Origin of the sequence: Haloarcula laminariae (assembly GCF_025457605.1) — an archaeon.
Lineage (GTDB): Archaea > Halobacteriota > Halobacteria > Halobacteriales > Haloarculaceae > Haloarcula > Haloarcula laminariae.
Genome location: NZ_JAMZFY010000001.1, coordinates 1,369,388 through 1,388,265, shown reverse-complemented (window position 1 = coordinate 1,388,265; position 18,878 = coordinate 1,369,388). Strand labels below are relative to the sequence as shown.

The 18,878-nt window shown below is 62.4% G+C and carries 15 protein-coding genes; 2 read left to right on the top strand and 13 right to left on the bottom strand.

Translation table 11 applies throughout. The features are described from left to right. Positions 1 to 26: 26 nt before the first annotated feature. From NJQ98_RS07175 to NJQ98_RS07150, 6 genes are all read right to left on the bottom strand, one after another. Positions 27 to 1,283, bottom strand: a complete 1,257-nt coding sequence (locus NJQ98_RS07175) for a beta-alanine-activating enzyme beta-propeller domain-containing protein (RefSeq protein WP_262177420.1) — start codon at positions 1,281 to 1,283, stop codon at positions 27 to 29. Positions 1,284 to 1,406: 123 nt separating this feature from the next. Then, positions 1,407 to 2,150, bottom strand: a complete 744-nt coding sequence (locus NJQ98_RS07170; protein ID WP_262177418.1) for an ABC transporter ATP-binding protein — start codon at positions 2,148 to 2,150, stop codon at positions 1,407 to 1,409. After that, on the bottom strand, positions 2,147 to 2,905 hold the full coding sequence (locus NJQ98_RS07165) for an ABC transporter ATP-binding protein (protein ID WP_262177416.1): 759 nt from the start codon (positions 2,903 to 2,905) through the stop codon (positions 2,147 to 2,149). The genes NJQ98_RS07170 and NJQ98_RS07165 overlap by 4 nt, the downstream gene beginning before the upstream one ends. Beyond that, on the bottom strand, positions 2,905 to 4,044 hold the full coding sequence (locus tag NJQ98_RS07160; protein WP_262177414.1) for a branched-chain amino acid ABC transporter permease: 1,140 nt from the start codon (positions 4,042 to 4,044) through the stop codon (positions 2,905 to 2,907). The genes NJQ98_RS07165 and NJQ98_RS07160 overlap by 1 nt, the downstream gene beginning before the upstream one ends. After that, positions 4,041 to 4,982 (bottom strand): branched-chain amino acid ABC transporter permease, encoded by a 942-nt coding sequence (locus NJQ98_RS07155; RefSeq protein WP_262177412.1) that lies wholly within the window; start codon positions 4,980 to 4,982, stop codon positions 4,041 to 4,043. The genes NJQ98_RS07160 and NJQ98_RS07155 overlap by 4 nt, the downstream gene beginning before the upstream one ends. Before the next feature lie 233 nt (positions 4,983 to 5,215). After that, positions 5,216 to 6,556, bottom strand: a complete 1,341-nt coding sequence (locus NJQ98_RS07150; RefSeq protein ID WP_262177410.1) for a substrate-binding protein — start codon at positions 6,554 to 6,556, stop codon at positions 5,216 to 5,218. Positions 6,557 to 7,887: 1,331 nt separating this feature from the next. Between NJQ98_RS07150 and NJQ98_RS07145 the strand changes: the two genes are divergently transcribed. After that, complete coding sequence (locus NJQ98_RS07145; protein ID WP_262177408.1) at positions 7,888 to 8,790, top strand: GAF domain-containing protein; 903 nt, start codon at positions 7,888 to 7,890, stop codon at positions 8,788 to 8,790. Between the two features lie 107 nt (positions 8,791 to 8,897). Here NJQ98_RS07145 and NJQ98_RS07140 read toward each other — a convergent pair whose 3' ends face one another. From NJQ98_RS07140 to NJQ98_RS07115, 7 genes are all read right to left on the bottom strand, one after another. Next, positions 8,898 to 10,115: a Tm-1-like ATP-binding domain-containing protein gene (locus NJQ98_RS07140; RefSeq protein WP_262177406.1), complete on the bottom strand. Its 1,218-nt coding sequence runs from the start codon at positions 10,113 to 10,115 to the stop codon at positions 8,898 to 8,900. Between the two features lies 1 nt (position 10,116). Continuing rightward, the gene (locus tag NJQ98_RS07135) at positions 10,117 to 10,950 is read right to left on the bottom strand and encodes a phosphoenolpyruvate hydrolase family protein (RefSeq protein ID WP_262177404.1); all 834 of its coding nucleotides are present in this window, start codon (positions 10,948 to 10,950) and stop codon (positions 10,117 to 10,119) included. A 475-nt stretch (positions 10,951 to 11,425) separates the two neighbouring features. Beyond that, a complete protein-coding gene (locus NJQ98_RS07130) occupies positions 11,426 to 12,193 on the bottom strand; it encodes an IclR family transcriptional regulator (protein WP_262177403.1) in 768 nt (255 codons plus the stop codon). A gap of 1,065 nt (positions 12,194 to 13,258) precedes the next feature. Next, positions 13,259 to 14,479, bottom strand: a complete 1,221-nt coding sequence (locus NJQ98_RS07125) for a hypothetical protein (protein WP_284438548.1) — start codon at positions 14,477 to 14,479, stop codon at positions 13,259 to 13,261. Positions 14,480 to 14,510: 31 nt separating this feature from the next. Beyond that, complete coding sequence (locus tag NJQ98_RS19210) at positions 14,511 to 14,591, bottom strand: hypothetical protein (protein WP_489146079.1); 81 nt, start codon at positions 14,589 to 14,591, stop codon at positions 14,511 to 14,513. Between the two features lie 189 nt (positions 14,592 to 14,780). Then, the gene (locus NJQ98_RS07120; RefSeq protein ID WP_407045747.1) at positions 14,781 to 16,499 is read right to left on the bottom strand and encodes a cbb3-type cytochrome c oxidase subunit I; all 1,719 of its coding nucleotides are present in this window, start codon (positions 16,497 to 16,499) and stop codon (positions 14,781 to 14,783) included. 91 nt (positions 16,500 to 16,590) lie between these two features. Continuing rightward, positions 16,591 to 16,896 carry a hypothetical protein gene (locus NJQ98_RS07115; protein ID WP_262177399.1) on the bottom strand — a complete coding sequence of 102 codons (306 nt, stop codon included), beginning with the start codon at positions 16,894 to 16,896 and terminating at the stop codon, positions 16,591 to 16,593. 557 nt (positions 16,897 to 17,453) lie between these two features. Here NJQ98_RS07115 and NJQ98_RS07110 point away from each other — a divergent pair. Continuing rightward, positions 17,454 to 18,788 carry a hypothetical protein gene (locus tag NJQ98_RS07110; RefSeq protein ID WP_262177398.1) on the top strand — a complete coding sequence of 445 codons (1,335 nt, stop codon included), beginning with the start codon at positions 17,454 to 17,456 and terminating at the stop codon, positions 18,786 to 18,788. The last annotated feature ends 90 nt before the right edge of the window (positions 18,789 to 18,878 follow it).

Below are 18,878 nucleotides of genomic sequence, written 5' to 3'. Positions count from 1 at the left end.
GGCCCCGTTTTTGCCCGGTTCGGGCGCTATTCGAGGGCGTACACCGTCCCGTCAGTCCCGCCGAAGTAGAGGACGCCGTCGACGAGTGCCGGACTGGACCCGACGCCCCTGCCGCCGATTTCCATGAACCACGCCTCCTCGCCGTCGGTCGTGAGGGCGTGGAGGCCGACGTCACCGCCGTCGGTCTGTCGGTGGCTCCCGACGTAGAGGTGGTCGTCGGTCACGACCGGGCTGCTGCCGATTTCGGACGACGGGGTCTCGAAGCTCCAGGCCTCCTCGCCGGTCTCCTGGTCGAATCGGAATATCTTCGCGTAGTTCGTCGTCGGGTCGTCGAGCGTGTTGTACGGTGTGTGGCCGACGTAGACGGCCTCCTCGTCGACGGCGACGGAGCCCGAGATGTACTGCCCGGCGGTGTCGGCCAACCACTCCTGTTCGCCCGCGTCCGCGTCGACTGCGTGGACGTTCCCGTTCCAGTCGGTAATGTAGACGCTTCCGTATGCGACGGCGGGACTGGACCATATCATGTCCTCCGTCTCGTAACTCCAGTCGACGTCGCCCTCTGTCGGGTCCAGTGCGTACAGCTGGCCGTCCGACGCGCCGACGTACACGGTCTCGTCGGTGACCGCGGGGGAACTCACCACTTCGTTACCGACCTCGTGTGTCCAGTTCGTCTCGCCGGACTCGGCGTCGAGCGAGTACAGCCACCCGCTCTCCGACACGTCACTCTCGTTGGCGTACCAGGCACACGCGAGGTTGTGGCACCCGACACCGACGAACACATCGCCGTCCCAGACGGTCGCGCTGCCCCGAATCAGCCCGTCGAACGTCCGCGACCACTGCTCCTCGCCGGTCGCCGCGTCGATAGCGTACAAGCTCTTGTCGTAGGACCCGACGTAGACTGTCCCGTCGCTGTAGGCCGGCGTCGCCTCGATTCTGTGTTCGGCCGAGAACGACCACTCCTCGCTGCCCGTCTCGGCGTCGAGCGCGTAGACGGCGTTGTCCGCGCTGCCGATGTACACGCGCCCGTCCGCGATGATTGGACTGCCCCAGAACGCTCCGTCGGCGTCGTAGGTCCACTTCGTCGACGGTTTCGAATCGGCCATATCGGCACCGCCCGTGTAGCCGGTGTTGTATCGGCTCCCGTGGAACGTGGGCCAGGAGCTGATCGGTTCGGAAATCGGGTGGCTGTCCGGTTCGGAGTCAGAACTCAGACACCCCGCGGCGACTGAGAGTCCGGACGCCGAGACCGCGGCGAGGAACCGTCGCCTGCTGTGCATTGGCATCTCCTATCAGTATCGGCGTTGAGATAATAATGGTGTCGACAGGCAGTACGAGTTTCCGGGTGTTCCCGGGCCCGCTCTCCGATATGGTGGCCGGCGCGAGAGGCGTCGACCGACGCCGAACGCTTAGACGACGAGGTACTCGTCCAGGTCCTTCTCTTCGAGCTCGTCGACAGTCCCCTCGTAGACGATGTCGCCCTGGTCGAGGACGTAGCCGCGGTCCGCGATGCGCAGCGCCTCGCGGACGTTCTGCTCGATGAGCAACACGGTTAGCCCTTGGTCGGCGATTTCGTCGATGGCGTCCCCGACCGCTTTGACTATCTGGGGCGCGAGTCCCTCCGTCGGCTCGTCCAGTAAGAGGAGTTCGAGACTCGGCAAGCGGAGCGTCCGGGCGATCGACAGCATCTGCTGTTCGCCACCTGAGAGCGTGCCGGCTTCCTGGCCGCGCCGCTCGTCGAGTCGCGGGAACAGCTCGTAGAGTTCGTCGATCGACATCGTGCTCTCGCCGCCGCCCAGACCACCCCGCCGGATGGTGTTCCACCACCCGCGCGTGATTTTTGACATCTGGAGGTTCTCTTCGACGGTCAGTTCGGCGAACAGGCGACGCCCCTCGGGCACGACGCCGATGCCGCCCATCGCGACGTCGTCGGCCGGCCAGTCCGTGATGTCCGTCCCGTCGAACTGTATCGTGCCGGACCGGACCTCGGGCGGTTCGGTGCCGGCGATGCTCCGGACCGTCGTCGTCTTGCCGGCGCCGTTCCGTCCGAGGAGCGTGACGATTTCGCCTTCCTCGATGGTGAGCGAGACGCCCCGGAGGATGTGACTCGGGCCGTAATGGGAGTGGACGTCCTCCAGTCGAAGCAGGCTCACGCCTCGTCACCTCCGAGGTAGGCCTCTCGAACGGCCGGATGGTCCCGTATCTCCGCCGGTGTCCCTTTCGCAATCAGTTCGCCCTGATGGAGCGTGAAGATGCGGTCGGAGATATCGAAGACGATGTCCATGTCGTGTTCGACGAGGAATATCGTCATGCCCCAATCCGAGAGGAGGTCGTCGATGAGATCGACCGTCATCTCGGTCTCCGTGGGGGACATCCCGGCCGTGGGTTCGTCCATGAACAGGAGGTCCGGGTCGGTCGCGAGCGCGATGGCGACTTCGAGCCGTCGCTTGTCACCGTACGGCAGTGACTTGGCGTCCATGTCGGCCTTCGATTCGAGTTCGATCGTCCGAAGGATGTCGTCCGTTCGTTTCTGCACCGCGTCGAAGGAGTCACGCCGGCGGAGGAAGTTGACCGAGAACGAGCCGTGTTCCGTCGCGAACGACGCGACCTGGATGTTCTCGCGGACGGTCAGTTCCGGCAGAATCGACGCCGTCTGGAACGACCGTCCGACGCCGAGTTGGGCGATTTCGAACGGCGCCATTCCGATGAGGTCGGTGCCGCCGTAGTAGATTTCGCCGTCTGTCGGCGTCAGCCGCCCCGTGATGGTGTTGATGAGCGTCGACTTACCGGCCCCGTTGGGACCGATGAGCGACACCAGCTCTCCCTCTTCGACGGCGATATCCACGCCGTCGAGGGCCGTGAGGCCGCCGAATTCCTTTCGTAGTCCCTGTGTTTCGAGCAGTGCCATTATCCGTCACCTCCCGGCGCGAGGTCTCTGAGACGTTGCTTCGTGTCCGCCACGAGTTCCTCAGGCTCACGGAGCGCGCTCGTGAAGTCCGTGACCATACCCCAGATACCGTCGGGGTAGACCCACACGACAGCGGTGAAAGACAGCGCCAACAGGAGCAGCCAGTAGTCCCCCAGCATGGGGAACCCGTTGACGATGCCCTTGAAGTAGTAGAAGACGAAGGTCCCGATAATCGGGCCGGCAATCGTCCCCAGCCCGCCGAGGACGGCCATCACGACGATGTCACCGCTGACCTGCCAGTAGAGCCGTTCGACGCCGGCGAACTGCGTGTTGACGGCCATCAGGCTCCCGGCGAGGCCGACAATCGCCGCCGAGAGGATGAACGCCGCGAACTTGTAGCGCCAGACGTTGAGTCCGACGAACGATGCCCGCGTCTCGTTTTCGCGTATGGCCTTGAAAATCAGCCCGTAGGGCGATTTTCGGACGCGTGTGATGAACACGACGACGGCGACGAAGAAGACGCCGATGAAGAGGTACAGGTTGTCCACGATGACCATCCCGAGGACACCGCGGTACCGGTGGTCGAGTTCGAAGAGCCCCAAGACCGGGATGCGGGCCACGTCGAGGCCGTTGATACCCTTCGTTATCTCGACCAGCGGCTCCCGGGCGAGGAAGAAGAGGAACTGCGCGATAGCGAGTGCGACGATAGAGAAGTAGACGGTGTGCAGACGGAGCAAAATCAGCGCCGAGAGGGCGCCGAGCGCGACCGCGGCCAACACGCCCACCAGGATGATGGCGAGGGGGTCGGCGTGGACGTGTATCGAGAACAGCGCCGCGGCGTAGCTCGCCGTCCCGAAGAACATCGCGTGACCGAAGGAGAGGAGCCCGGTCTGGCCCAACAGGAGGTTGAACCCCAGCGCGAAGATGGACCAGATGAGTATCGTGATTGCGAGGCCGTGATACCCGCGGAAGATACCCGAGATAACCGGGGCCCGGCCGAAGAGATACGAGAACGAGAGGGCAAACACCGCCGCTGCCAGCGCGACGAACCGCTCGGTGTGTTTGACCTGGTCCCACGTCTCCCAGCTAAGCAACGGCGCTTCGGTGTCAAGGATGTCGCTGATCGTGTCAGTACTCATTGGCCTATCTCCGCCGAGGGGAAGATACCGCTCGGTCTGAGGGTCAGTACCACGATAGCCAGCAGGTAGATGCTCGCACGGGTCATGCTCGGGACCAGTTCAGTGGCCGCCGCGAAGACGAACCCCGCCAGCAGTGCCCCGATGACCGTTCCTCTGATGCTGCCGACGCCGCCCATGATGACGATGACCAGCGACGGGATGATTATCTCCATCCCGATACCGGTGGTGACGTTGAACAGCGACCCGCCGAGGACGCCGGCGAGCCCCGCGTAGGCGGCCCCCAGCGCGAATATCAGCAGGAAGGGGCGGCCGACGCGGATCCCCAGCATCTGTGCCATCTCCGAGTCCTCGGTGCCCGCACGCACCGCGAGGCCGTAGTCGGTGTACTTGTAGAACGCGAAGATAGCGCCGACCAGCAGGAGCGTCAGCCCGACGACCAGCACGCGTATCGTCGATGCGGCGCTCATGCCCGGCGGTGTGCCGACGACGGGCAGCGAGACCGCGCCCGTGAGCCACGCAGGCCGGGGGTAAATCGTCCCCGTTCGGCCGAAGACGATGGCGACGAGCTCCTGGGCGGCGATCAGGATACCGAACGTCACCAACAGCTGTTCGAGCAGGTCGCGTTCGTAGAACGGTTTCGCGATGAACCGCTCCATGACGATACCGACCCCCATGATGATAATCGGTGTCAGTATCAGGGCCGGGACGAACCCCCAGCCGAGACCGACCTGTCCGGCGTCACTCAGGAGCCCGCCGTACTGTTCCTGGGACGCGATGAGGAGGCCGACGTACGCGCCCAGCAGATACAGCACACCGTGTGCCATGTTGACGTATTTGAGCGAGCCGAACACGATGGACAATCCCACCGCGACGAGCAGATACAGCGACGCGACGCTCAGGGCGATAAATATGAAGCCGACGATGCCGTCGATGCTCATCGCTGCCACCTGCGTATCGCAGTTTGACTTTGCGTGATCTGTGCGGTTGAGGCTGTTGACATTGGTCTTGGAAATCGGATGTTTTCGGTGAGTTCGTTGAATCGGGTGTCTCGACGACGAAACACGGCGCCGACGCATAGTCTCGGCTCGACGGGGGTGGAGTCTCCGCGTCCCGCCGGTCGCGTATGCATTCTCGGAGGTTAGCTGCGGCTGTGGACCTCGGTCCGAGGCACTTACTCGTCCCCGTACTCGTTCTCGCCCATCGCGCATTCGGAGGCCGGGTACGAATCGGACCCGTAGATGAGCGGGTCGGTCGTCTCGACGATCTCCGTTCGGATACCGAGTTCCTCAGCGCGGTCGTCCCCGACACCCTGAACGAGGTACCACGGCCGCTCGACCTGGTGGTCGGCCTCGCGGAACGCCGACTCGCCCCACGCGAGGTTCCACTCGAACTCCTCGAGCGTTCTGACCACCGTCGGCGGATGGAACGTCTCGGCTTCTTCGACGGCGGCAGCGTACACCATCATCGACTCGTAGGTGTGCAGCGAGCTCTGGTTGGGCGTCTCGTCGTACTCTTCCTGGTAGGACTCGACGAACACCTGACTGGCCTCGTTGTCGGCGTTGGGGTTCCACGGCTCCATCCCGAGGACGCCCTCCGCGTCCGCACCGAGCGGGTCGAGGGTGAACGCACTGACGTGCGGGATGATGACGTCGAGGTCGTCCGTGAGGCCGGCGTCACGCATCTGTGCGAGGCCACTGGCCGCGAAGTTACCGAAGCTGGAGAAGTACAGCGTATCGGCGCCGGAGTCTTCGAGGGCCTGAATCTGGGAGCTGTGGTCTGTCTCACCTTCCGCGATGGCGGCTCCGCCCGCATCCGTCCACGGCCCATCTTCGGTGAGGTACTGACGGGCGGCATCCCGGTTCGACTGGCCGTACGAGTAGTCCATGTAGATGTGGAACAGGTCCCGGTCCTCGCCGAGCACGGAGGGAGCGGCTTCCCCCATCGCCATGCCGATGATCTCCGCGTGGAACGTGGGGTGGAAGTAGTACCGCGAGCAGTTCTCCCCGGAGATACCGGCCGACGTGGAGTTCCCGCCCATGAACGGCACTTTCTCGCGCTGAGCGACGTCTTGCATGGCCATCGTCACCGTACTGGACATGCCACCCGTCCAGAACTGGATGTTGTCCCGCTGTATCATCCGTTCGATGTTGTCCTGTGCGGTGTCGGCGCTGCCTGCAGTGTCGGCCCGTGTCGGCTCGACCTGTGAGCCCATGATGCCGTCGCCGCTCAACCGGTCCCAGTGGTCGACGAGGCCGCCCCCGCTGTTGAGGTGCTTGACTGCGAGGTCGAACCCCTTCTCCTGGTCCTGCCCGTCAGGGCCCAGTGCGCCCGAAGTCGGCCCGTTGAATCCGATCGAAACGCTGTCCCCTTGCGGCGGGTAGTTGCCGATAGGGGCGTATTCCGAGTTGGTGGAGCCGGAACACCCCGCGATTCCGGCAGCGACGCCGGCCGCTCCGACCGCTTTGAGATAGTTTCGCCTGGACTCGTCTACTTGTTCTGCATCTTCAGTCATGTTGGATACGTCCGTCATGTAATCATCGAATATAGTATTTATACTTTTTGGTGGGTGGTGACCGTAACATCTCACACACGACAGCGGTTAGAACACATCTCGGTCGATACCGCGCCAATTGTCGACATTCGTTCATGCGGAACCCCCCGTCAACTGGTGGCACTGTTCGAGCGGTCGGCAAGCTGACGCTGGGCCGTCCCATCGCCACCGTATTCGCATAATGTGACTGTTCCCGTGTGCCTACGAAGCACCTCATATAGCATATCGCCCGCATAGCCGCTCTAAGTCGCATATAGCGACAGCGGGGACGAAAATTCACATTATGAGATGAATAATAATTCACTTTTCAACGGTCGTCCCCGATTAGCGCTCGATATTACACACATACTTCTGTAATTAGACTGCACGCGACACTACCCTAGACAATGTATCGTTCGACGCGGAGGCGGGTCACGTTCTGAGTGGCATCGTAGTACCGCGGACAGAGTGGTCGACCGCCCCAGCAAACCATCTGTACCCGGCGCCTTCGTCGGCAACGCCTATCGATAACCTCGACGATAGCGGTCACTCGTTCGCCCCCTGTTCACGTGCGACATAGAGAGAATTATGCTGACAACGGCCACGGTAGCCGTCAACAAGGGGTCTGCGGCGGCGCAACCGCATCGGTCGAACAGCTGCGAGCTCAGTTAACTCGTTCATGTGTACTGTGAACTCGGGTGACGGATGGAACTCCGGTAGTGGTGGACCACGCACCCACCACTCGTTTCGCGGCGGCGGCCCCGCACGGCTTTCCGGTGTCGTTCGACCAGGTCAACGTGGACGATGGCTCGCGAGGAGCGCCACGCGGCTTCGGACCACACAAGTGGCTTTTCGGCTTCCCAACCCGGTGAAGGTCCGTTAGACGCGGTTATAGTTTTTCAGTCTCGACCCGCGCTCTCCCCGTAACCGCGCCTTCTGATACCGGCTATAGAGAGATATTGGGCTCATGGTTGTTTATAATCAACACAGGCCCAGCGTTCGCATAATGCAAACGCCGGCCGTTCGGTTTCGGTCGCCGCTGGTCGGTCGGGACTGGTACCACGAACGCCTTGTCGGCCAGAATGGTACTGTTCCTAACAATAATCTCGCCTCGGATAACGGCCGGCATCCCACCCCTAAACCGGGCTAATTTCACGGTTTAGGTGGTGGAATCGTCGGTTGAGACGTAGCGGTCGATACCGTACCGTCTCACTCGCACCCGGCGGCAGCAGTCTCGCAGACTGGTCCCGAACAGCGGCCTCCCCCTACACGAAAGCTTTTAGACGGTGTTCGCGGTATAGGTTGCCATACTCATGAACAATGCTCCCCCGCGGGACGGAGAGCCGGTCCAGTCGCTGAGCGAAACGCGCTGTGAGGAACTGCTGTCGAGCTTTCAACAACTCACCGGCGTGGGGATATGGTTTCACGACGTGGCGAACGACCGAACGTGGTGGAGCCAGCAGGCAAAGGAGATCCACGGCATCGACCCGACCGAGACGCCATCGTTCGCCGACCTCGCCGCGCGGTACACGGATGACGGCGAGACAGCGGTCCTGGAACAGTTCCTCGATGCGGTCGACCGGTCCGAGGGGTTCACGACCGACGTCTCCCTCACGGGCGCGGGCACGACTGAGCGAGCAATCCGTATCCGGTGCGAGTCGCGCCGTTCCGCGGACGACACGCTCTTCCTGTACGGTACTGTCCGGGACATCACCGAGGTGAAACGGCGGGAACAGCGCATACAGGTGCTCCGCCAGACCAGTCAGGAGCTCCGCTCGGTGAGTTCGAGGGAGGACGTCGCCGAGATTCTCGCTGACGCCGCCAAGAACATCCTCGGGCTGGTCAACACCACTGTCCGGTTGGTCGACAGTAACGAACAGGTGTTGCAGACGGTCGTGGCGACCGAGGAGTGTCTGGAGCGAGCGGGTGACCGCCCGGACTACTACGTGGACGAGGAGACCCCCGCGGCGCGGACGTTCCGGACGGGCGAGCCCGAACTGCACGCGGACCACGAGATGACCGAGGACGACCACCACCGCGGCGACCTCCAGTCCGGGCTGTACGTCCCCATCGGCAAACACGGCGTCCTCAGCGCCGGCGACGTGGTCGTCGACGCGTTCGCGGACCACGACGTCGAGGCCGCCGGCCTCCTGGGGCAACTCGGGGCCGAGACCATCACGCGTATCGGCTGGGTAAAGCGGTCGCGTGCAATCTGAAGGGGTTCGATAAGACTTGGTCGAACCGGGGCCGAGAAACACAATAAGTAGGTGCTACCGCCGTACAAGGTGGACGCGCGGGCTGTCCACCGCGACCGTGCGGGGCGTTAGTTCTGCCCTGCGCTGCGCATGTACGCGTCGAGTTTGTCCACGAGCGCGTGGACGAACTCGTCGTCGTTGATGTCGGTGTCCATCTCGACGAGTTCGACGTTGTCGTCGAGATGCTCGCGTAGGGCGTCGAACAGCGCCGCGTCGGCTTCGGGGTCATAGAAGTCCTCGCCCTCGATGTCGAGCATCGAGACGCCGGCAAGCGGGAGGAACATCGCCGTCGGCCCGGTCGCGCCGTTGAGCTTGCCGGCGATAATCTCGCCCAGCTCAGCGTTCTCCTCGGGGGTGGTCCGCATCAGCGTCACCTGCGGGTTGTGGATGTGGAAGTGCCGGTCGTCGAACTTCTCGGGCACCGAATCCCGGGGCCCGAAGTTCACCATGTCGAGCGCGCCGGTCGAGACGACCTGCGGGACGCCCATATCGCCGGCCGCTTCGAGCCGCTCGGGCCCGGCGTTGAGGTTCCCGCCGACGAGCTCGTCGGCCCACTCGGTCGTCGTCACGTCGAACACGCCGTCGATGACGCCCTCCCGAATCAGGTTCTCCATGGCCTTCCCGCCGGTACCGGTCGCGTGGAAGACGATGGTCTCGTAGCCCTTCTCCTCGAGGAGCTCGCGGGCCGTCTGGACACACGGCGTCGTGACGCCGAACATCGTCATCCCGATAGTCGGCTTGTCCGACACCTCGACGTCGGGGTCGTTAGCGACCATGCCGACCATCGCGAGGGCCGCGTTGGAGATGACCGTCCGCGAGAGCTGGTTCAGTCCCTCGATGTCGGCGACGGAGTACATCATCGCGATATCCGTCGCGCCGACGTAGGGTTCGATATCACCGGACGCCACCGTCGAGACCATCAGCTTCGGCACCCCGACCGGGAGCGCGCGCATCGCGCTCGTAGCGATGGACGTGTTCCCCGAGCCGCCGAGCCCGAGGATACCTTTGAGTTCGCCGTCATCGTGGAGACGCGTCACGACCGCTGCGGCCCCGTCGCCCATAACCTCCATCGCCTCACCGCGGTCGCCGCCTTCCCGAAGCGATTCGAGCGAGGTGCCACCGGCCTCGGCCACCTCGGCGGCAGCCGTGTCCGGCTCGATTTCGGGGTCGCCCATCACGCCGACGTCGACCAGATGGACGTCGATACCTTTGGCTTCGATAACGTCGCGTGCGAAGCCTATCTCTTCGCCTTTCGTATCGAGGGTCCCGACGATGACGACAGTCATATCAGAACTCTATGTCCTTGAACTCGCGCGCTTGGTTCTCGATAGCCTCCTCGGTGGCGAGGCGCTCGATGCTGGAGGCGCCGAAGAAGCCGACGATACCCTCGGTGTTGTTGAGGACGTACTCGGCGTCGTCGGGCCAGGCGATGGGGCCGCCGTGGCAGATGACCATGACGTCCTCGTTGACTTCCTTGGCGGCGTCGTGGTGAGCCTGGACGCGCTCTGCGGCCTCGTCGAGAGTCAGCGCCGTCTCGGCGCCGATGTCGCCCGAGGTGGTCAGGCCCATGTGGGAGACGATGACGTCGGCGCCGGCCTCGGCCATGTCGCGAGCCTGGGATTCGTTGAACACGTACGGACAGGTGAGCATGCCCTGGTCGCTGGCCTCCCGAATCATGTCGACTTCCTTGTCGTATCCCATCCCCGTCTCCTCCAGGTTCGCCCGGAAGGAGCTGTCCTCGTCGATGAGGCCGACCGTCGGGAAGTTCTGGACGCCCGAGAACCCGCGTCGTTTGAGGTCCTCGATGAAGACCTCCATCTCGCGGAACGGGTCGGTGCCGTTGACGCCCGCGAGCACCGGTGTGTCCTCGACGACCGGGATGACCTCGTTACCCATCTCCAGGACGATCTCGTTGGCGTCGCCGTAGGGCAGCAGGCCAGCGAGCGACCCGCGGCCGTTCATCCGGTACCGGCCCGAGTTGTAGATGATGAGCAGGTCGACACCGCCCCGCTCGGCGAACTTCGCCGAGATGCCGGTCCCCGCACCGGCTCCGATGATGGGATCGTTGCTCTGCGCTACCGCTTCTAACCGCTCTTTGGACTCCGTCCGCGCAAACTTCATGATACACCGTATGTGTTAATGGTCACTATTATCAATGTTATGGTTCCAGCGGTTCGAACCGGGGACGTAGTTTCCGACCGTGCCCGCGGAGCGCGGTTCGGTTTTCGAGCGAAGGCCCAAAGACGGCGTAACGTGCCCATTATCCATCGGTGCAGCATCGTGGACAGCTCCGTCGTAATCACATAATGTAAACCAGGAGTATTTGCAGGCCCGCCGAACCCAGCTGTATTTATAAACGTATCTCGATTGTGCGACTGCCCACGCCGGCCCCAGCAAATCGTTTACATAATGCGAATATTGAGAGGTGGCCTGTATCATGGTAGATGGAAAACTCACAGTACGTACAACAGAAACCACCGGTGAGAAGACGCCAAACAGCGGGAGGGACACTTCCGGTCTCAAGTAGCAGCCGAGATAGTATATCCACGAGAGACGAACAGTGTTACCGCGGTCACTCTCGTCACAGCGGGTGCTGTTAAGCCGATAACGACGATTCGAAGTCACCGAGAGCGGCCAACAGCTGGTCTGAGAGTTCGTTTTCGATGCGCGCTGTGTCGACGCGGTATTTCGGTCCCCCGACACTCAACCCGCCGAGTATGTTGCCCTCGCTGTCGCGAACCGGAACCCCAACGGCCACCAGCCCTGGTGCGAACTCCTCGTCGACGATGCCGTAGCCACGGGCAGCGGTCTCTTCGAGTTCCTCGTACAGCTGCTCCGGGTCGGTGATTGTCGCCTCCGACTCCTGTGGTAGCTCCCACTTTTCGAGTATCCGCTCGATCTGTGGTCGGTCCAGTTCGGCGAGTATCGCTTTCCCCGCAGCTGTGTTGTGCAGATAGTACTCCGAACGGTAGTTGATTTTGTCCTCCTTGTTTGTGGCGTTGCCGGAGGTCCCGTAGAACATCAGAAGTCGTCCATGCTCGTAGACGGTGAAATTCGCCTCCTCACCGGTTGTTTCGGCCAAACCATCGACGGCTTCTTCGACAACCGTCTCGTTCGGATACTGGTATCGGGCTTTCTCGCCCAACAGCGCCAGTCTGAAACTGACGTTGTAGGTGCCGTCGTTTTTCACCAGGTATCGCTCCTCCCGGAGCGTGTTGAGATGGCTGTGAATCGAGCTTTTTGGGCTGTTAACCATACCATCCAACTCCCCGAGCGTGAGCCCGTCGTATTCCAGCACAAGCGTGAGGATTTCTAACGAAGTGCGGGTCGTCTTGAGCGTTCGGCCGCTTGTTTCGTCAATCATGGATTATTGATTATCGGCATATTCCCATAGTTGTTTGCATAATGCGGATGAAGGGTTTGCCTTCACATTATGTGAATTCGTTGGGTTCTGGAGGAGGGGATTTCTCCTGGCTGGTCGCATCAGGAAGTGGTAAGGGACGACATAGTAGTAACACGCATGTCGCCCGTACGACAACCCCATAAAGTAACTCCTCGAATAAAATTACATCTATACAGGTGTAAACCACTATCCTGTCTGCCGACAGAGTATATCCGATAAGACGGGCTCAACTACCGCACTGATATGAGAAGATTATACAATATATCGGTATTATGACTGGATTTTTCGAGGCACGCGTAGAATATTGTGGTATTCGGTTTCAGTCAAGTATGCGTAATATATCCGGCCTCGATTCTGTTAACAATCAATTTCAAATACTACCTTGATTTCTGATATATTTTTCAAATCACTTGCTCTATCTATCGATAGTTGGGTTCACGTCGTTACTCGACAGCCCGTAGGTGAGCGTTCAGCAGGTCGCGGTGTGGCCAGCGAAGCTGGATCCGAAGTCAATGACGAGAAGTACTGGCCAAACACCGCGGTCGTCAGGAGCAGAGAAATATACCGTAATCAGAGCTGAAAGCGGCCATATTGAGGATAAGGAACATGCCACATCTTGCTGCATAACTAGCGAGACGGCGTTGACGACACTGCATTTCTAGTCGAGAGTGCCAAATCGGGATAGGCTACCTGTCGCCGCCAGTGGTTCGATGTAGGTATGCCGTCAGGGACTCTGGAACGTCATCGAATATATCAGTTATAGAGATAGAAGTAGAAATTCTAGTTTTTCATATATATTTTAGCAATGCAGAGACAGAAACTGCGCACAATTGTTTCCAACGTTACGCTCCGGGTTGGGCCGACTTAGCGGAGGCCGTCATATCAGATATCATATATAGATGGCGGTGTATCGGCAGTACCTATTATCTGATTGGGAGGGTACGTCCTCACAGCGTTCAGATGAGACTGAGTCGCTGACTTCGGCAAGAGCAATCTAACTGCTGGAATATTACGCTCAAACGTCTCTTAGCGCTCTCCGCTGGAGAGGAGCGTCTGAAGCGTTGGTTGCCAGTGTCGTTCGTAGAACAGCGCGACGACGATGCCAGCGAACAGACAGGCACCGACACCGACACTGCTGCGACCGAGCAGCGTTAGTCCCGTCCCGGTCAGGAGCCCGACCGCCTCGAGCGCGAGTCCCGCCGAGACGAACCCAATAGAGGCGAGTGCAGTGCGGTCACCGACACCGGGGACGGTCCCGACTGCGGGCGGATAGAACTGGTAGGTAATGCCGACGATTGTGAGCCCGAGAAAGCCGGCGACGTTCAGCCGGAGATGGACGGCGACGAGTGCGCTGGCGGTCCCTCCTATCGCGAATCGGAGTCCGAGACCGACGCCGGCGATACCCGCCACGACACCGGCAAGGACGCCGTAAAACCCGATTCGTGAGCGGTCGGAGCGGGCGAATAACACCAGATAGGCGACAGCGAACCCGACCACGGCGGTGGCTTCGGCGACCGCACCGACGCGGAACCACGGGCCGTTGGGGAGCGAGACCGCGAGCAGCGCGGGGCCGACCGCGCCGGTCCCGAGGACGAGCACGACGAGCGGCCGGGGTGGCGCCGCGACGAGAAACCGGGGGAGGAGTCGAAAGCCGATTGCGAATACGAGCAGCGCCACACTCCCGGCGGCGAGTAGATGTGTGACCCGGGGCGGGTAGCCGTCGACCAGGACGGGGAGCGGTGTGGAGAGCGCGAGCGTGCCGTACGTCCCGACGGCGAGATAGGCGAGCGCGATGGGGACGAACAGGTTCGCGACGCGGTCGACGCCCCGCCGGTCGGCATTGGCCTCCCCCGTTGCGGTCTCCCGTCCGGTCGGGTTATCGCGAATCGTCGAACCGATGGTTCCGAGGAAGACGGCGACGCCGGCGGCCCAGAGCACGCCACCGACGGGAGCGAACAGCGGGTGGGTCTCCGGGATGGCCGCCACCGCGAGACAGACGGTTCCGGTCACAGTCAAGGGAAAGTGTATCGCCGGTGCCAGTGAGAACCGGAGGGTCCTGTCGAAATACGTCGGCACCAGCGAGTACGCCTTGCCGAATACGACGTGCAGGACGAAGCCGTAGAGTCCCAGGACGACGCCGACGCGGCGCGGCAAGCCAGCCAGGAGCGCGAGCTGCCAGAGGACGAACGACACGGCGCCGGCGGTCACGAAGAAGCGACTCCAGCGGGAGATTCGAACCGCCGTCATCGGGCGCAGTGTCCCGGCCGCCCGCTCGCTGTCATCGGACGTGGACGGGAGTGACGTGGCCGCCACAGCCACACTGCGTGACGCGCTCGACGTCGATGTCGTCGCCGTAGATGTCGTTGAGGTGTGAGAACAGAGACGCCCCGGGGCGGCCGTGGTCCGCGCGCGACGAAGCCAGCCGGTGTGTCTGTCGTCGCGCCAGTACGGTTCGGGACGGACCCGTCTACCTTCCCCATGGATAGGGCTACGACGCGGCGGTGGGCGACGGTTTCCCCGAATATATTCGTCCGGCGGGTGACCGACCTCAGGTCGTCGTCTCGTCGTCCGTATCGTCTTCGCCGCCGTCGGTCAGCGCGGTCAGTTTCTCCCGTTCGAACCACGCGAACTCCCGCGGGTACTGACCGGTGTCACGCAGGTCCCACGGGTCGCCGTCCTGGACTTTCGGCCCTTCGAGCCAGGAAGTCACGATGTTCCAGACGAAGATGAGCTGGCCCACGGTCAGCAGGACGACCCCGATCGTCGCCAGCTGGTGCAGGAGCGTAAACAGCTCCAGCGGACCGGCCGTGACGCTGTAGGTGGCGTACCGTCGGGGCATCCCGGCGTAGCCGAGCAACACCATCGGGAAGAACGTGACGTTCGTCCCCAGCATCGTCAGCCAGAAGTGCCACTTCGCTAGCGTCCGCTGGTACCACCGCCCCGCGTAAAGCGGGAACCAGTAGTAGATGCCCGCGAAGACCGCGAAGGCAATCCCGCCCATGATGACGTAGTGGAAGTGCGCGACGACGTGGTACGTGTCGTGGAGTATGAGGTCGACGGGAATAGCGGCCTCGAAGACGCCGGTGACCCCGCCGATGATGAAGTTCGCGATGAACCCGGCACAGAAGAGGAACGGCGTATTCGTCCGCAGACTGCCGTTCCACATCGTCGCTATCCAGTTGAACGTCTTGACGGCGCTCGGGATGGCGATAGCGATTGAGACCGCCATGAAGGAAGCCCGAAGCCGCGGGTCCATCCCGGTCGCGAACATGTGGTGGGCCCAGACGCCGAAGGAGAGCACGCCCAGCGCCAGCGTCGAGTAGACGACGAACTTGAACCCGAACAGCTTCCGACCCGAGAACTTCGGGAGGATGTAACTGATGAGTCCCATCGGCGGCAGCACGAGGATGTACACCTCGGGGTGGCCGAAGAACCAGAACAGGTGTTGCCACAGCAGCGGGCCGCCGCCGTCGACCGTGAAAAACGACGTGCCGAGGTTCCGGTCCAGCAAGAGCATCACCAGCGCGCTGCCGAGCAGCGGGAAGGCGAAGAGAATCTGCCCGGACTGCACGAGCACTGTCCAGGAGAAGATGTCGAGGTTCGCCCACGTCACGTCCTCACCCCGCTCGGTGAAGATGGTCGCGATGAAGTTTATCGCCCCCATCGTCGCCGCCACGCCCGAGAGGTGCAGGCCCAGTAGCATCAGGTCCACGCCCGGGTTCGTCTGTTCGATGGACAGCGGCGTGTACATGGTCCAGGCAGTCTGGGCGGGTTCGATGCTCTCGAAGAAGGGCATCCCGAAGATACCGCCCCAGATGAGAAGCGCCGCCGGCGGGAGGAGCCAGAACGCGATGGCGTTGATTCGGGGGAACGCCATGTCGTCGGCCCCGATGAGCAGCGGGATGAAGTAGTTCGAGAACGCCGCCAGTATCGGCGTCCCGAACAGGAACAGCATGGTGATACCGTGGGTGGTCAACAGCCCGTTGTAGAGGTTCGTACCGAGGAAGTCAGAGGCCGGATAGAGCAGCTCGAACCGCATGAGAACGACCGAGACACCGCCCCACGCGAACGCGACGACGGCGAAGACGCCGTAGAGGATACCGATATCCTTGTGGTCGACCGTTGTGAGCCAGCGGAGCACGCCGCTCGGTTTCTCCCTCGCCGCCAGTTCCTCCGTCGCCGTTTGCCCCCCGGCTGACAGCGTGTACGACCGCCAGTTCTCTACGCGGGCCAGCGCCGCCGTGATTCCGACCAGCAGAACGGCCATGAGTGCCGTCCCAACGAGCGATGCACTAGATGGCATGTACCGGGCCTTCAGACTATCGCCGCATGAACGTTACCCGGAACATGTTCTCCGGCTATTCAAGTACGTATGACTGATGCGAGCCGCGCGTCTGAGTGTCGACGAAGTGGTGGCGGGTCCCGTCGCCGACAGCCCCGACTGTGGAGGTGTGACTGTCCGACTCGCCGTACACCGCCTCGGCACTGTAAAAATCACACTCCCTGAGCCGGACCGCTATCTCGTCAGGGACGCCCTCGACCCCGTTGATATCGAGAATCAGCAACCGGTCGGTGAAGCTCTTCGCGAGGAAGGCGTCGTCTACCGCGTCATGTGTCCGGATATCAGCGACCATATCCTGAATCCGCTGCTCTCTATCGGTCACTACAGGGACGATAGCAGCGTCGGAGACATAGCAATTCGTATGAACATATTCGCCCAGCCGGCCGAGGAGTCTGCTGCTGACGGAGTCGGCCTGCTGTCGCCCCGCCGAATCGGCCTGTCGTAGTTCGACACCAGCGACGATTACGGCGAATTGGTTCTTATGCGCGCATGCTCCGAGTAGCCCGAGCACCGTGATACCACCAGAAGAAACGGCCGTCAGGCCCGTCGCAGCGCGATGACGGGTAACAACGGGTCTAGCGGTTCGTGGGATGAAGACGGTGAGATAGGACCTTATTCATCATGCTATAACCCGTCCCTTAGCCGGGGTTTTGCGGCCGACCTGCCCCCAGTTTCGGACCGGGGTGACGCCTGAGGCACCGCCCGCGAGGCGTGGTGATAGCAGACTATCGTCGCCGGCGGGGCCGGATTCGGGACCGTGACACTGTCGGGACCCGCCGGTCGCCGTCGTGAGGCGTCGGATGTCGCCAGCGGTTTGTCGTCTCACTCGTCCGACGACAGCAGATTAATACACCTTCGCCGATTGACATGCTAGTGTGCATGGACGAACGGGAAAATGATGACGCCGAGGGCCGAGAGACAGCGGAGGAACCGAGCTCCGAGTCCCGTCTGGGGTCGCTCTCGCGCCGGGACCTCCTGAAAATCGGCGGTGCTGGAGTGATTGGCGGGGGTGCGGCCTACGCCGGGTACACCCTCATAGATGACGAGAAGCGGTTCGATGGCAGCACCAGCGGTTTCACCTGGGACCAGACGTTCACGGACACCTCGTGGGTGACCGCCGCGGGGGACGACCTCAACGTCGAGACCGTCACCACCCTCCAGCCGACAGGCACGGGGTCGATTACCCAGGCGATAGAGAACGCAGCGGGGCAGCCGACCGTGGTCGTCTTCGAAGTCGGCGGAGTGATCGACATCGAACGCCTCGGTACGTTGCGGGTAACCGACTCGCAGACGTGGGTCGCCGGCGAGACGGCGCCCGCCCCCGGTATCACCATTACCGGCGGGCGGTTCCGCGTCAGTTCCGACAAGGTCATCGTCTCGCACATGTCGTTTCTGTGCGGCGACGACGTGAGCAAGCCCGAGAACGGCAATGCGATGGCCTCGGACTCGGCGGACGTGCTGTTCGACCACTGCACGGCGATGTGGGGCGTGGACGAAACGGCCGGGACGAACGGTGCGGCCGACCGCAACTCGTTCATCAACTGCATCGTCGCGGAGTCGTTGCACGACTCCATCCACCCGGAGGGCCCGCACTCGCGTGGCTTCCTGGCGAACGAAGAGAACACGGAACTCTGTGTCATGGGCTCGCTGTTTGCACACAACCGTCGCCGGAACCCGGCCACGCGTTCCGACGCCGTGCTGGTGAACAACTACGTCTACAACCCCGGGGGGCTTATCGTCCACTTCTTCGGTGCCAACCTGGAGGTCACCGCCGCCGGACTCGCCGTCGAAGCCGGCGCCGACACCGACCCCAAAGCGGCGGTGTTTCAGGACGGTGGGACCGTCTACGCCGAGGACATCCTTGACGGGAGCACCCCCCGGGACCTCTACGATAGGACCGTTACGCGCGTGACCTCCCCGACGATTGTGCCGTCCGGGCTGGACTTACAGACCGACGTCGTCCCGTCGGAGGACGTGAGGCAGTTTGTGACGAACACCGCCGGCTCGCGTCCGGCCAACCGACCGCAGATAGAGGCCGACCTGGTCGACAATCGGCTGAACCGGCGCCACGGTATCATCGACAGCCAAGACGCCGTCGGCGGGTATCCGGGGTATTCACCGACGCGGCGACCGCTGGACCTCCAAGGAGGCGGATTGCTGGCGAAGTTACGGCAGCGTCGCCAGGTCGTCGAAGGGGGGACGCCATCGGCGTGAGCGTGCTCGCTGGAACGTGAATCACGGCATCTAGAACGTCTCTACGGGAGAATTCGCTGGCCCACACGAACGATGGCGTGAGAATGAGAG